Raw genomic sequence first — 14,532 nt, forward strand, 5'->3', positions numbered from 1 at the left:
CGGCAGAGCCCCCTTTTTCCGGCTGCCATTCACGCCACGCGGCTGCATTTCGCTCCTCCCGCTCTGCATTCCGTCGCAAACCGGTGGGCAGGGCGAAGTGCTGCCGGCACAGTCACGCCACCAGACCACGAAAGCCTCGCCATGCAACTCACGCCCGTTATCGCCATCCACATGACTGCCGCGTTGGCCGCACTGGCCATCGGCCCCGTTGCCCTCTGGGCCCGCAAAGGCCGCGTGCAGCGCACTCATCTGCACCGTGCCGCTGGCTATGCCTGGGTGACCTTGATGCTGGCAACCGCGCTCAGCGCCCTGTTCATCCGCGATTACCTGCAGTTCAACATCGCGGGCTACACCTGGATCCACCTGTTCGTGCCGCTCACGCTGGCAGGTCTGTTCGGGGCTTTCCGCGCGCTGTACCTGAAAGACATCAGCCGCCACCAAAAGATCATGCAAGGCCTTTATTTCGGGGCCTGCATAGGCGCAGGTGCCTTCACCCTGCTGCCCGGCCGCTACCTGGGCCAACTGGTCTGGGGCCAGTGGCTCGGTCTCCTGTAACCCACCGCATCTCTCAAGGAGCACACCATGAACGCACTCACCCACCTCTCCCCCGCTGAACTCGACCGCCTGGCCCGCAAACGCGCCGGCGCCAAAATGGGCTGGTACATCCATGCCCTGGTGTTCGTGCTGGTCAATGCCGGACTGGCGGCCTTGTCGGCCCTGCAAGGCCAGCACTGGGCGGTGTTCCCCGCCATGGGTTGGGGCCTGGGTCTTGCGGTGCACGGCGTGGTGGTGTACCTGAGCCTGCAGAACTTCAGCCTCTTTCACACCCTGCTGCAGCGCGAACGCCAGCGCCTCGAAACCCTGCGCGACCCCTGGTAAGCGCGGCATACTGCGGGCTCTATGCCTTCCTTTTTTTCCCACGCGATGGTCCTGCGCGGCCTGAAAGTCCTAGCGCTCAACACCGTGATCGCCATTGCCATCACGCTGTTTGACAACCATTCCTTCGGCCTGAACCTGGTGTATTCGCACTGCATCGGCATCAGCATCTGGGCCTTCATCGAAGGAGCGATCCATTTTTTTGTGGGCAACTGGCAGATGCATCTGCACCGTCTGCTCTACATCGTGCCGGTGGCGGTGGTGCTGGGCTACTTCAGCGGCCACCTGCTGACCGACCTGATTCTGGGCACCACCTCGTTTCAGTATTGGAAACAGACCCCTCGCATGGCCTTTGGCATGTTGTTTGTCAGCCTGGTCGCCGGAGGCACCATTTGTTGGGTATTCGTGAGCCGTGAACAACTGGCTGCCGAGCGCCAGAACCTCGAAGTCGCGCGCCGCCAGGCCAGCGAGGCACAGCTCAAACTGCTGGAAGCGCAACTGGAACCGCACATGCTGTTCAACACCCTGGCCAACTTGCGCGCCCTGATTGCGGTAGACCCGCAACGGGCCCAGACCATGCTGGACCACATGATTGCCTACCTGCGCGCAACGCTGTCCGCCTCACGCGCACCCTCAGGCGGCAACACCCACACCCTGGCCGACGAATTCGCCCGCCTGCAGGATTACCTGGAGCTCATGGCCATCCGCATGGGCCCGCGCTTGCAATTCAACCTGGACCTGCCGGAAGCCTTGCGTGCCCAACCGGTGCCCCCTTTGCTGCTGCAACCGCTGGTGGAAAACAGCATTCAGCACGGGCTGGAGCCCAAGGTGGAGGGCGGCAGCATCCGCATTGCCGCCTCTGCATCCGACGGCGTGCTGAGGCTCGATGTGGAAGACACCGGCTTGGGCGCAGACCCTGCCGAACTGCTGCCTCCGGCCCCCCATACCACCGGCCACGGTTTCGGGCTGCAGCAGGTTCGCGAACGGTTGGCCACCGCCTTCGGCGAGCGTGGCGCTATGGTTTTGGTAGCTGCTCCCGCAGGTGGCATGAGCGCCAGCATCACTTTTCCCTTGAAAGCGTAAGCACACCATGCCCACCGCTCTGATCGCAGAAGACGAACCCCTGCTGGCCCAAGCATTGCAAGCCGAGCTGGCCCGTGCGTGGCCGGAACTGCAGGTGCTACGCACCGTGGGCGACGGAGCCTCCGCCGTGAAGGCCGCGCTGGAGCTGGTGCCGCAACTGCTGTTTTTTGACATCCGCATGCCGGGCATGAGCGGTCTGGATGCCGCCCTCGAATTGGCCGACCTGTGGCCGCCCGCCCACGCCCCGCAGAAGCCCTTCCCGGCACTGGTGTTTGTGACGGCCTATGACCAATACGCCGTGCAGGCCTTTGAGGCCCAAGCGGTGGATTACCTGCTTAAACCCGTGCAGCCTGCACGCCTGCAAAAAACCGTGTCAAAACTGCAGCTGGCGCTCGCCGAATCTGCGCGGGCAGCTCCTGAAACCATAGCAAACCCGGCCACGGACCCGGCGCTGGAAGCCGCCCTCAGCCAGCTGCGCGGCCTGCTGCAAGCCCATACGGGTATGCCGGCGCAAGCGGCGGACGCGGGCGGCACGACACCCCTGCTGCAGGTGCTGCAAGTGAGCGCAGGCAGCCAGATACGCATGGTGCCCATAGACGAAGTGCTGTACTTTGAGGCGGCCGACAAATACGTGCGGGTGCTCACCCGCGACCGCGAGCACCTGCTGCGCACCGCCCTCAAAGACTTGCTGCCCCAACTGGACCCGCACGTCTTCTGGCAGGTGCACCGGGGCACGGTGGTGCGTGCCACCGCCATCGACACCGTCAGCCGTGACGATGCAGGCCGCCTCACCTTGAGTTTGCGTAACCGGGACGACAAACTCGCCGTCAGCCGTCTCTACGCCCAGCGCTTCAAAGCCATGTAAGGCGCGTAGCCACAGGCAGACACATCGGGTAAACCAGTGGCTGCTGGCATGGGTGTTGCGGGGCATTGGTCCCTACAATGCGCCATCGATTCACCAGGACCCCTTCCATGCAATTGAAACTCTCGCGTCGCCACACCCTGCGTCTGCTCTCCGTGGGCGCTGCCGCCCCTGCCGCTTTGCTGCAAGGCTGCGACTCCACCCCCTCCGTCATCAAGATCGGCGTGGCCCAGCCCCTGAGCGGCAACCTCGCGGCACTGGGGCAGGACTTGCTCAACGGCGTAACGCTGGCGGTGGAAGAGCTCAACAAGGAAGGCTACAAGGTCAAGGGGAAAACCGTCACATTTGAAATCGTGGCTGTGGACGACAAGGCCGACGAAGCCACTGCCAAGCAAGTGGCGCAGCAACTGGTGGATGCGGGTGTGGTCGCGGTTATCGGGCATTTGAACTCCGGCCAGAGCATTGCCGCGGCCCCGATTTACGCGGACAAGGACATCCCGCAGCTGGCCATCTCCACCAACCCCAAGTTCACGGCTTTGGGTCTGCCCACTACCTTCCGCCTGGTGGCGAACGACACCCTGCAGGCCAAAGCCATCGGCAGCTACTCGTCCTCGCAGTTCCCGGGCACACGCTACGCCCTGCAGGACGACGGCACCGTGTACGGCAAAGACCTGGCTGCCGGTGCCGAAGTGCAGCTCAAGGCTGCTAAGCGCGAAATTCTGGTCAAGCAAAGCTTTGACGACAAAACCGTCGCGTTTGACGACTTTGCCGCCAAGCTCAAGGCCGAGAACGTGCAAGTGCTGGTGACGACCGTGAGCGACTTCCAGATCATCGCGCTCATCGAGGCACTCAAGAAGATCGACTACACCAAGATCACCATCCTGGGTGCCGACACCATCAAGACCACCGACATGCTCAAAGGCACTGGCGTGGTCAAAGGTCTGTACGCCACCTCTCCGGTGTTGGACGCCCGCGAGTTCACCGCAGGCGCCGCCTTCCTGGACAAGTACCGCGCCAAGTTCAAAAAAGACCCCGCCTACGCCGGCCACTACACCTACGACGCCATGTACGTGGTGGCTGCTGCCATCCGCCGTGCGGAATCGGCCAAGCCCAAAGACATCGTGGCCATGCTCAAGAAGATCGACGGCTACGCGCCTGTGACCGGCTCCATGAAATGGGACGACAAGGGCGAGCAGCGATACGGCGTGATCGGGGTGTACAGTGCCAATGGCGGGCTCTGGGAATCCCAAATGCGGTCCGACAGCTGGTAAACCGCCCCGGCAAAGACCACTGAGGAGAACAGTATGACTTTGCGCTATACCACCGTGCCCAACACCTTGCCCGAGAGCAAGATGCGCATGTACCCCACCAAGGTGATCAACATCATCGGCGGGCCGGGTAGCGACAAGTCGCTGTTCTCCGCAGCCATCATCCTGTTCCTCAACCTCCACAACAAAACCGTGGAGACCATTCCGGACTACGCCAAGTCCCTGGTCTGGCAACAAAACTTCGAGGTGCTGAAGAACCAGTACTTCATCGCTCAGCGCCAGTTCGAGATGCTCAACCTGCTCGACGGGCAGGTGCAGTTCCTGATCACCGAGTGCTCGCTGCCCCAGGTGCTCTACTACAACGAGCACTACCCCGAGAACATTTGCGATGTGGGCAAGACCCGCGCCCAAATTCTGGAGTGGTACAAGCAGCACAACAACATCAACATCCTGGTCGAGCGCGGCGAGAAAAAATACGTGCACACCGGCCGCTTCCAGGATGAAGAACAGGCCCGCGAGGTCGACCGCGGCCTGCGTGCCACGCTGGTCAGTGAAGGCCTGCACTTCACATCCCTAGCGCCGGATGTGGACGCCATCAACGCCTTTGCGCGCACCCTGCTCGACTGAGCCTCCCTGCCCGGCACTCCCCGTTTTGCCCGGGGTCAATTTCTAGTGGTTTACACGCACTAGAACTGTGCATTTGTATTCTCATGGCACCAAATAAAGACTTTCTCCAGAGGGGAAATCCCTGTTTTGGGAGCAATCTAATTCATGGCCCATTAGAGATTTAAATACTAGTAACATATCAGTACAAGCCTGATGCTCACCTTTCAAGACTTGCGCTAATGTTCGCCCCGGTGAGAAATTTATTCACACTTTTTTAATTTGGAGTTTTTATGAAGTTGAAAATTGTTGCAGCCGCAGCCATCGCCTTGTCTACCGGTATGGCCTTCGCACAAAACGCGGTTGTCACTATCGCTCACGTTGGCCCCACCAGTGGCGCTATCGCCCACTTGGGTAAGGACAACGAAAACGGCGCCATCCTTGCCGTGGAAGAACTCAACGCAGCTGGCGTGACCATCGGTGGCAAGAAAGTCACCCTGAAGCTGATGACTGAAGACGACGCAGCTGACCCCAAGCAAGGTACTGCTGTTGCCCAGAAGCTGGCTGACGCCAAAGTTGCTGGCGTGATCGGTCACTTGAACTCCGGCACCACCATCCCTGCTTCCAGCATCTACTCCGATGCAGGCATCCCCCAGATTTCTCCTTCCGCGACCAACCCCAAGTACACACGCCAAGGCTTCAAGACAGCCTTCCGTTTGGTGGCTGACGACGCTCAATTGGGCGGCACACTGGGCAAGTACGCTGTCAAGGAATTGAAGGGCAAAGCTATCGCCGTGATCGACGACCGTACTGCTTACGGCCAAGGCGTTGCTCAAGAATTCACCAAGGCTGTTGAAGCTGCCGGCGGCACCGTGGTTGCCAAGGAATTCACAACCGACAAGGCAACTGACTTCTCCACTATCCTGACCACCATCAAGGGCAAGAAAGCTGACGTCGTGTTCTTCGGCGGTATGGACGCTGTTGCAGGCCCCATGCTGCGTCAAATGAAGTCCCTGGGCATCAACGCCAAGTTCATGGGCGGCGACGGCATCTGCTCCACCGAATTGGTGAAGTTGGGTGGCGACGCGATTGCTGACAACCAAGTCTACTGCGCGGAAGCCGGTGGCGTGGAAGGCCAACAAAAGGTCGGCATGGAAGACTTCAAGAAGAAGTTCAAGGCCAAGTTCGGTACTGAAGTTCAAGTGTACGCACCCTACGTGTACGACGGCGTGAAGGTCATGGTCGCTGCCATGGTCAAGGCCGGTTCTTCCGACCCAGCCAAGTACCTGCCTGTTTTGGCAGCTACCAAGGACTACAAGGGCGTGACAGGCACCATCTCCTTTGACAACAAGGGCGACATCCTGAACGGCGCTTTGACACTGAAGACCGTCAAGGGCGGCAAGCTGTCTGACATCGCTGTGATCCGCTAATCACCGCAGGTCTCTCGGCAACGCAAGTTGCCAGACGACAAAAAAGCGCACTGCATGCAGTGCGCTTTTTTTATGTGCGCCGCTTTCATGCGGCATGTAACTCTCAGGCCCGAGGCTGCAACCCTTGCGGCACATAGCGGCTCAAATGTGCCGCTATGGCGCTTTCATGGCGCTGCCACCACACGCCCAGCGCCACCAGGCCCAAGCCCAGTAACGTAAGCGCAAACGGGAACATAAAACTCTCGCGAAACACCTCATGCGACAGGTGGCCCAAATAGAACATCACCCCGAAGGCGCCATACACCGTGAACACGCGCCGCCCGATGGCCGCGCCCACTAGTACCAACAACACATTCAGCGCGCAGTAGCCCAGCTTGGCCAGCTCAGAGCCAGAGTCGTTCAGGCTCAGGCCGCACCAGAACATGGTGGTACCGAAGATGTAGAGCCAGAAGGCAAAGTCCTGCCGCCACTCCGTCGTCTTGGACAAGCGGGTACGCACATCCACCCACATGGCTACCGCCACGGTGCCTATGCCGAACACCAGCGACATGTCGCGCATGAACTCCCATTCCCAGCGGTGGTCGAACAGCAGCATGTTGGCCACGTCCATGCTCATGTACCAAAGGGTGAGCGCCAGCGGCATCACCATAAAGGGCAAGCGGTAGCGCCACAGCATCAGCACACCGGCCAGCAGCGTGGCGAACTCCAGCGTGATCCACCGCCAGTCAATGCGCGTGTGGTAGCTGGCCAGCGAGTCCGGCCCGCCCGGTGGCCACCAGCCCATCAGGTGCTGTGCGCCCCACACAATCAGCGGCACCAGAAACACCGCCAGCGTAGCCATCAAACCCGCCGGCACCGGCAGGCTGCGCGCCTTGAAATAGTCCGCCACCTTCAGCGCAGCAAACAGGTACAAGGCTCCCAGCACCATCAGTGCAGTCGGGCCCATCTGCTGGAAGCCCAGTGTCATGAACAGCGTCATGGCGCCAATGGCCAGCAGGCCGCCAAAGTAATACAACACATTCACAAAGCTGAAACGCGGGCCGCCCGCCACGGCCGCCACGGCCGCCACAGCCGCCACGGCCGGCTGAGCGGACTGGGACGCGTTGGGGTCTACAGGCCGTGTGGCCTGCCAATGTTGCCCCTGGCTCCAGCGCTGCCACAGGGCTTGGGCTTGCTGCTCGGTGATCAGGCCATCGCGTGCGGCCTGCTTCAGGTCCTGCAGGCGCAGCTCAAACGTCAAATTGCTGGTGTCGGTGAAGTCCTTGATGTCCATTGCGCATCCCCGCTGTCGTTTGGCTGCATATGTACCACAGGGCCGCTTCTAGAATGAAACCATGCTTACCCCCCGCACTACCACTGGTCTGCCGGCTGCCGAATCGCTGCATGCGGCCTTAGCCCTTATCGACACCGAAGCCCGCGCCCTGTTCGGCCAAGGCAAGGTGGCTGACTACATACCGGCACTGGCGCAAGTGCAGCCGCGCCAGTTCGGCATGGCCGTGGCGCTGGTGGATGGCAGCACCTACCAAGTGGGTGATGCGCACACCCCGTTTTCGCTGCAAAGCATTACCAAGCTGTTTACTTTTGTGCTGGCGCTCAAAGCCATTGGCGACGACGTGTGGAAGCGCGTGGGCCGCGAGCCTTCAGGCGCAGCGTTTAACTCCATGGTGCAGCTGGAAACCGAGCACGGCATTCCGCGCAACCCGTTCATCAACGCGGGGGCGCTGGTGATTACCGACATCCTCACCACCCGCTACGCCCACCTGGACTACGCGCTCCTCGGCGCCCTGCGCCGCCTGACCGACGACCCGGAGCTGAGCTGGAATGCGGCCGTGGCCAAAAGCGAGCGCGACACCGCCCACCGCAACATGGCCATGGCCTACTTCATGAAAAGCCACGGCAACTTCGCCAACCCGCCCGAGCTGGTGCTGGACAACTACTGCCGCCAGTGCGCAACCGAAATGAACTGCGCCCAGCTCGCCCAAGCCACCATGTTTCTGGCCAATGGCGGGCGCGACCTGGGCCGCGATGGCCGGCCCGACGAACAGTTTTTGAGCGCTGACGACGCACGCCGCGTAAATGCCTTGCTGCTCACCTGCGGCGCCTATGACGCCGCCGGCGACTTTGCCTACCGCATCGGCCTGCCGGTCAAAACCGGTGTGGGCGGCGGCATTGTCGCCATAGCCCCCGGCGTGGGCACCATTGCCGTGTGGGCGCCTGAGCTGGACGCCAAAGGCAACTCGGTATTGGGCGCCTTTGCGCTGGAGCGACTGGTGCAGCTCACCGGCTGGAACCACACCTGATATGCGCCACCACCCTGCAATTGCCACCCTGTTGCTAGCCACCCTGCTGGGCGCAAGCGCAGCCGCACATGGCAATGCTTTGGATGCAGATGGTGTGCAATCCCTGCTGCCCACCCAGCCCGGCGGCAGCAACCCCAACACCGACAAGCGCTTCGGCTTTGACTACAAAGCAGCCGCCACCGCCGCGCAAGAGGGTGAACTGCGTTTCTGGAATCTGCCTGCCACCCCGCTCACCTACAGCAGCGGCGGCAAGGGCTACACCGCGCGCCTGCACCTGTTTGCCAGCGGCGGCAAACAACAGTTCAACTGGAAAACGCAGCGTGGCTACCTCAGCAGCCCGCAAGACGTGCGCAACCAGGAGTTCACGGTGTATGTGCGGGTGCATGAGCCGCTCACGCCGCTGAATGCGCAAGTCACCCTCAAGATCCGCGGTGGCCACCACAGCGAGAAAGATGGCGACGCTGCCTCTTGCACCATGATGACCTTCGGCCCCGGCGGGCCCAGCGGCATCACCCGCTTTGCCAAAGAGCTTACCCACCCGCTGTACGACTACGTGGTGCTGCGCCCCCTGCTGGACGTGGCCTTGCAGCCCGGGCAGTGGTATGGCCTCAAGCTCATCAGCTACAGCCGCCCCGGCGTGCCCGGCGAAGTGCTGAACCAGCTCTACCTGGACACTACACCTTTTGACGCGGCAGGCCGCCCCGCCAACGGCTGGCAGCTGCTCAGCGAATACACCGATGTGCAAGGCAAACGCACCGGCCGCCACTACGACACCCTGGCCGACTGGGGCGGCTGGCAAACCACCCTGCGCATGGATGGCTACCGCAGCATGGACTTTGCACTGCCCTCCGTGCGTGAGATTGTTCCACCCGCCCCCTGAGCGGCCGACAGATCACCGGGCCGGACTCAGGCCCAGATCAGCCGGTCACGGCCTGCGCCTTTGGCGGCATAGAGTGCGCGGTCAGCGTTGCGCATGTTTTCTATGGCGCTCAGGGCCGGGTCCAGCATCACCAGGCCGGCAGAGCAGGTATGGTGAAAGCGCGGCACCTCGGGCAGGGGGGAAGACTCCCGCACCAGCTCCAGAATGCCCTGCACCTTGGCCTCCATCTCGGGTGCAGTCACCATGGGGAAGAGCAGCAAAAACTCTTCGCCCCCGATGCGCCCGAAGCCATCGTTGCGGCCCAGCGTGCCCACCACCAGGCGCGAAAAGCGTTGCAGCACCTCGTCGCCCGCGGTGTGGCCGTAGGTGTCGTTGATCTTCTTGAAGTAGTCCAGGTCCAGCAGCACCAGCCCGCAAGGTTGCTGGGTGCTGCGCAGCTGGTTCAGTCGCAAGTCAAGCTGCTCCAGCACGTGTGCGCGGCTGCTCACCCCGGTGAGGGTGTCCACCTGCGCGGCACGCAAAGCACCATCGCGCGCCTGGCGCAAAGACCGGTCGTTGGCGCGCAGGGCGGTAATGTCAAAGCCCACGCTCAGCATCCAGCCCTGGTCGTCCATGGTCTCGGTGATGTACATCCAGCGGCCGTTGCGCAGGTCCGTCTCAAAAGTGCGAAACGGCAGCTTGCCCCGGCGCGCCTTGGCAGACACGAGCCAGGCCTCAAGGTCGTCGGTGTTGATGGCGGCGCCCACCTGGTTCTGGTAGCTGTGGCGCATCATGTCGGACCACGACATCACCGCATCCCTTGCCATGCCGAAATCGGTGCAATGCGCGGGGTTGGCATAGCGCACCATGTCTTGCGGGTCGTACAGCACCACATGCAAGGGGGAATGCTCATACAAGCTTGCGAAATGCGCCACCAGCGAAACGCTGTCCGCGATACCCGAGATGTGTGCCATACGTTGCGCCCCTTGTGAGGGCAGAAATCATTGTTGTGGCGCCGATTTTAGACATCCACCCCGACACTTCACACCCCTGCCGCACGGCGGAACCCAGGCGGCGCAGATGCGGCGTCTAAAATCACCGAATGAGCACCCCCACCCCCGCGAACACAGCTACTGATTCCGTCAAGCCCAGCAACTTTTTGCGCCAGATCATCGAGTCTGATCTGGAAAAAGGCACTTACGCCCAACGCCGCTGGGCCGGCACCCCCGGCGACGCCGCACACCACGCTTCCGGCGAGCCCGACCCCGCAAAAATCCGCACCCGCTTTCCGCCCGAGCCCAACGGCTACCTGCACGTAGGCCACGCCAAGAGCATCTGCATCAACTTCGGGCTGGCGCGCGACTATGGTGGCGTGTGCCACCTGCGCTTTGACGACACCAACCCCGAAAAAGAAGACACCGAGTATGTGAACAGCATCATCGACGCGGTGAAGTGGCTCGGCTTTGACTGGAACGGCAGCCACGGCGACTACAGCGTGGCCCCCTACCAGGCCAGCGATTACTTTGACTTTATGTACCGCGCCGCCGAGGCGCTGATTGAAGCCGGCCACGCCTATGTGGACGAGCAAACGCCCGAGCAAATGCGCGTGAACCGTGGCGACTTCGGCAAGCCCGGTGTGGACAGCCCATTCCGGGGCCGCACGCCCGCTGAAAACCTGGCCCGCTTTCGCGAAATGCGCGACGGCAAGCATGAGGATGGATCGATGGTGCTGCGCGCCAAGATCGACATGGCCAGCCCCAACATCAACATGCGCGACCCGGCCATCTACCGCATCCGCCGCGCCACGCACCACAACACGGGCGACACCTGGTGCATCTACCCCATGTACACCTTTGCGCACCCGATTGAGGACGCACTGGAGCAAATCACCCACAGCATCTGCACGCTGGAGTTTGAAGACCAGCGCCCGTTTTACGACTGGCTGATGGACCGCTTGTGCGAGAGCGGCCTGCTGGCTGCCCCCGCGCCCAAGCAATATGAGTTTGCCCGCCTGAACCTCACCTATGTGATTACCAGCAAACGCAAGCTGGCCGCGCTGGTGAACGAAGGCAAGGTCAGCGGCTGGGACGACCCGCGCATGCCCACCATCGTGGGCCTGCGCCGCCGTGGCTACACACCCGCCGCCATCCAACTGTTTGCCGAGCGCATTGGCGTGACCAAGAGCGACAGCTGGATCGACTACAGCACCCTCGAAGGCTGCCTGCGCGAAGACCTGGAAAACACCGCCCACCGCGGCATGGCCGTGCTGAACCCCGTAAAGCTGGTGCTGACCAACTGGGGCGAGGTGTTTGCCGCCCAAGGTGGCGACGCCTATCTGGACGCGTGCAGCATGCCCGCCCTGCCCCAGCCGCCCGAGGGAACCGAATCACCAGTACGCCACTTCACCATCGGCAAAGAAGTGTGGATCGAGCGCGAAGACTTTGAAGAAGTGCCCCCCAAGGGCTACAAGCGCCTGTTCCCCGGCAACAAGGTGCGCCTGAAGGGCGGCCACGTGATCGAGTGCACCGGCTGCACCAAAGACGCCAATGGCGTCATTACCGAAGTGCTGGCCACCGTAGTGCCCGACACCAAGAGCGGCACCCCCGGCGCCGACCTGGTGAAGGTGAAAGCCGCCATCACCTGGGTGGGCGTGGCCGACGGCGTGCACGCTGAAGTGCGCATGTACGACCGCCTGTTCAGCGACGCCCAGCCCGACGCGGGCGGCAAAGACTTCCTGGAAAGCCTGAACCCCAACAGCCTGAAGGTGGTAACCGCCATCGTGGAGCCATCACTGGCCAACGCGCAGCCCGACCAGAAGTTCCAGTTTGAACGCCACGGCTACTTTGTGGCCGACCGCGTGGATCACAAGGCGGACAAGCCGGTGTTTAACTTGGCGGTGGGGTTGAAGGATTCTTGGGGGAAGTGAACCTCAACAGACCCTTTTAAAGCCCCATGAAAATTGTCACTTGGAATTGCAATGGGGCGCTTCGCAAGAAAACAGAGCAACTGGACACACTTGATGCGGATGTCTATGTAATACAGGAGTGCGAGGATCCTGCTCAGTCAACGGATGTCTTCAGAGAATGGGCCGGTTCGTACCTTTGGGTTGGAACGTCAAAGAACAAGGGTTTAGGCGTCTTCCCCAAAAAGGGCAACACCGTGAAATTGACAGAGTGGTTTGGAACTTTTAAGCAAGCAGGTGTCATCAACAGCAATTCGTCAACAAGCTGGTCAACTGCGGACCTCAAGCTGTTCCTTCCGTTCACTCTGAACGAAGATTTCAAATTTTTGGGGATTTGGACAAAGGCAGAAGGAGCCGATGTATTTAGTTACATCGGTCAACTTTGGAAATACCTGCAGATTCACAGAGCCCAGCTCCGACAAGAAAGAACAATCTTGCTTGGGGACCTCAATAGCAACAGTATTTGGGACAAGCCAGATCGTTGGTGGAACCATTCAGACGTGGTTGAGGAATTAAGAGCTATCGGACTGCAAAGCGCGTATCACAGACAAACTGGTGAGGCTCAAGGACAGGAGAGTACGCCAACCTTCTTTCTCCACCGCAACGTTGAGAAGGCTTATCACATCGACTATGTATTCGTGTCTGATGACCTATTGGACCAAGCCCGCCTAGACGTAGGCGATTCAAGCGCTTGGCTCAACTCCAGCGATCACATGCCAGTTTCACTTACGATCTCCAACAAACTGTGACTTACCCATCGATGCGTCCCCAAACTATCCAAATTTTTCTTCCTGCAGGCGATCCACGCGGAATGAGGGTGGCTGAAATTACAACGCGCATCGTCCGGGTGATCGAAGTGCCGCGTAGCCAACTTGCCGACTTCCTGAAAATGCCAGAGGCGCAGCAGGTAGGTGTTTATTTTTTAATGGGTGAGCTGTCAGAGGCTGGATTGCCACGAGCCTATATCGGCCAGTCGGGCAACGTTGGCAACAGATTGGTGCAGCACAACCAAGGGAAGGACTTTTGGAACCGGGCCATGGTGGTCATATCGCTAACGAATAGCATGACGCAAACCCATGCGCTCTTTCTTGAATGGATCGCCATAGCAGAGGCAACCAAGGCTGGACGATACAGTCTAGAAAACGGAAACACCGGTTCACAACCCTATACGCCTGCGCCGCTTCAGGCTGACTGCCACGAAATACATGAGACTGCTGCGACTTTGCTCGCGACTCTGGGGCAACCTATTTTTGAACCCCTGACCAATGCCCCCAGTGCAAAAGGCGAGAAAGAGTTGTTTTATTGCAGGGGCTCTGGAGCGGATGGCGTAGGCGAATACACATCAGAAGGTTTCGTAGTTCACAAAGGCTCTCGCGGTCGCATTGAAAACGTAGCTTCGATCAAAGGCAGATCCAACGAGAGATTTCGACAAAAGCTACTAGATGAAGGCATCCTCATTGTTGAAGGTGATGGAGTGCTCCTTACTCGCGATTACTTGTTTTCAAGCCCCAGTTTGGCGGCTGTAGCGCTCCAAGGCCGCTCGGCCAACGGTTGGGTCGAGTGGAAAGACTCGAGGGGAAAAACTTTAGACGAGGTCAAACGCCAGACCGTAAAAGAGTCCGAGTAAGGCCGACCTTTACGCTTATTTCGCTTTCACTTAGTTGGCTGGCTAGAACGCAATTGCACGTGACACTTGATCTATGCAACACCAATCCATCCTCCACTTCTGGTTCACCGAGCTAACCCCCAAGCAGCACTTCGCAAAGGACGCTGCCTTGGACGAAGCCATCCACACCCGCTTTGGCGCCACGCTGGAGGCTGCGGCGCGGTGTGAGCTGTTTGCCTGGCGCGCCACGCCCGAGGGGCGGCTGGCGGAGGTGTTGGTGCTGGACCAGTTCTCGCGCAATGTGTACCGCGACACCGCCCGCGCCTTTGCGCAGGACGCGCTGGCTCTGGTGCTGGCGCAAGAGCTGGTGGCCAGCGGGCAGGACCGCAGCCTGCCCCTGGCGCAGCGCAGCTTTGCCTACATGCCCTACATGCACAGCGAGTCCGCGCTGGTGCACGCGCAAGCCGTGGCCCTGTTTTCGCAGCCGGGCATGGAAGACACTCTGCGCTTTGAGCTGCGCCACAAAGAGATCATCGACCGCTTCGGCCGCTACCCCCACCGCAACGCCCTATTGGGCCGCACCTCCACGCCTGAGGAGCTGGCTTTCTTGAGTGAGCCGGGGTCTTCGTTCTAGGTTTGCGGCGGCAGGTTTGCTACGCTTTTGGTAGCTGCTCGCGCATATT

The 14,532-nt window shown here is 60.7% G+C and carries 15 protein-coding genes; 13 read left to right on the top strand and 2 right to left on the bottom strand.

Features of this window, described 5'->3' with window-relative positions; all coding sequences use genetic code 11:
• The first annotated feature begins 141 nt into the window (after positions 1-141).
• From ACOAP0_RS03805 to ACOAP0_RS03835, 7 genes are all read left to right on the top strand, one after another.
• Positions 142-555: a DUF2306 domain-containing protein gene (locus ACOAP0_RS03805; protein ID WP_498375530.1), complete on the top strand. Its 414-nt coding sequence runs from the start codon at positions 142-144 to the stop codon at positions 553-555.
• Positions 556-582: 27 nt separating this feature from the next.
• A complete protein-coding gene (locus ACOAP0_RS03810; protein ID WP_087494572.1) occupies positions 583-879 on the top strand; it encodes a 2TM domain-containing protein in 297 nt (98 codons plus the stop codon).
• Between the two features lie 21 nt (positions 880-900).
• Positions 901-1,959: a sensor histidine kinase gene (locus ACOAP0_RS03815; RefSeq protein WP_498375529.1), complete on the top strand. Its 1,059-nt coding sequence runs from the start codon at positions 901-903 to the stop codon at positions 1,957-1,959.
• A 7-nt stretch (positions 1,960-1,966) separates the two neighbouring features.
• Complete coding sequence (locus tag ACOAP0_RS03820; protein ID WP_498375528.1) at positions 1,967-2,824, top strand: LytR/AlgR family response regulator transcription factor; 858 nt, start codon at positions 1,967-1,969, stop codon at positions 2,822-2,824.
• A 107-nt stretch (positions 2,825-2,931) separates the two neighbouring features.
• Positions 2,932-4,092 carry a branched-chain amino acid ABC transporter substrate-binding protein gene (locus ACOAP0_RS03825; RefSeq protein ID WP_498375526.1) on the top strand — a complete coding sequence of 387 codons (1,161 nt, stop codon included), beginning with the start codon at positions 2,932-2,934 and terminating at the stop codon, positions 4,090-4,092.
• 33 nt (positions 4,093-4,125) lie between these two features.
• The gene (locus ACOAP0_RS03830; protein WP_498375525.1) at positions 4,126-4,716 is read left to right on the top strand and encodes a hypothetical protein; all 591 of its coding nucleotides are present in this window, start codon (positions 4,126-4,128) and stop codon (positions 4,714-4,716) included.
• Positions 4,717-4,985: 269 nt separating this feature from the next.
• Positions 4,986-6,122: a branched-chain amino acid ABC transporter substrate-binding protein gene (locus ACOAP0_RS03835; protein WP_498375524.1), complete on the top strand. Its 1,137-nt coding sequence runs from the start codon at positions 4,986-4,988 to the stop codon at positions 6,120-6,122.
• A gap of 103 nt (positions 6,123-6,225) precedes the next feature.
• Here the strand turns inward: ACOAP0_RS03835 and ACOAP0_RS03840 are convergent, their stop codons facing one another.
• Positions 6,226-7,395 (bottom strand): DUF2157 domain-containing protein, encoded by a 1,170-nt coding sequence (locus ACOAP0_RS03840; RefSeq protein WP_498375523.1) that lies wholly within the window; start codon positions 7,393-7,395, stop codon positions 6,226-6,228.
• A 61-nt stretch (positions 7,396-7,456) separates the two neighbouring features.
• On the opposite strand from ACOAP0_RS03840, the gene ACOAP0_RS03845 reads away from it, so the two are divergent.
• Positions 7,457-8,422, top strand: coding sequence for a glutaminase (locus ACOAP0_RS03845; protein ID WP_498375522.1), 966 nt, complete (start codon positions 7,457-7,459; stop codon positions 8,420-8,422).
• A gap of 1 nt (position 8,423) precedes the next feature.
• Positions 8,424-9,302 carry a hypothetical protein gene (locus ACOAP0_RS03850; protein WP_498375521.1) on the top strand — a complete coding sequence of 293 codons (879 nt, stop codon included), beginning with the start codon at positions 8,424-8,426 and terminating at the stop codon, positions 9,300-9,302.
• A 26-nt stretch (positions 9,303-9,328) separates the two neighbouring features.
• On the opposite strand, the gene ACOAP0_RS03855 is transcribed toward ACOAP0_RS03850, so the two are convergent.
• Positions 9,329-10,255 carry a GGDEF domain-containing protein gene (locus tag ACOAP0_RS03855; protein ID WP_498375520.1) on the bottom strand — a complete coding sequence of 309 codons (927 nt, stop codon included), beginning with the start codon at positions 10,253-10,255 and terminating at the stop codon, positions 9,329-9,331.
• A 128-nt stretch (positions 10,256-10,383) separates the two neighbouring features.
• On the opposite strand from ACOAP0_RS03855, the gene ACOAP0_RS03860 reads away from it, so the two are divergent.
• The 4 genes from ACOAP0_RS03860 (at position 10,384) to ACOAP0_RS03875 (ending at position 14,483) form a co-directional block, all read left to right on the top strand.
• Positions 10,384-12,207, top strand: coding sequence for a glutamine--tRNA ligase/YqeY domain fusion protein (locus ACOAP0_RS03860; protein WP_498375519.1), 1,824 nt, complete (start codon positions 10,384-10,386; stop codon positions 12,205-12,207).
• Positions 12,208-12,233: 26 nt separating this feature from the next.
• Entirely contained in the window at positions 12,234-12,992 is a 759-nt protein-coding gene (locus ACOAP0_RS03865) for an endonuclease/exonuclease/phosphatase family protein (protein WP_498375518.1), read from the top strand.
• A gap of 62 nt (positions 12,993-13,054) precedes the next feature.
• Complete coding sequence (locus ACOAP0_RS03870; RefSeq protein WP_498376100.1) at positions 13,055-13,870, top strand: GIY-YIG nuclease family protein; 816 nt, start codon at positions 13,055-13,057, stop codon at positions 13,868-13,870.
• A gap of 73 nt (positions 13,871-13,943) precedes the next feature.
• On the top strand, positions 13,944-14,483 hold the full coding sequence (locus ACOAP0_RS03875) for a DUF924 family protein (RefSeq protein ID WP_498375517.1): 540 nt from the start codon (positions 13,944-13,946) through the stop codon (positions 14,481-14,483).
• Positions 14,484-14,532 lie beyond the last annotated feature (49 nt).

The organism is Curvibacter sp. Hmag1.1, assembly GCF_059769165.1.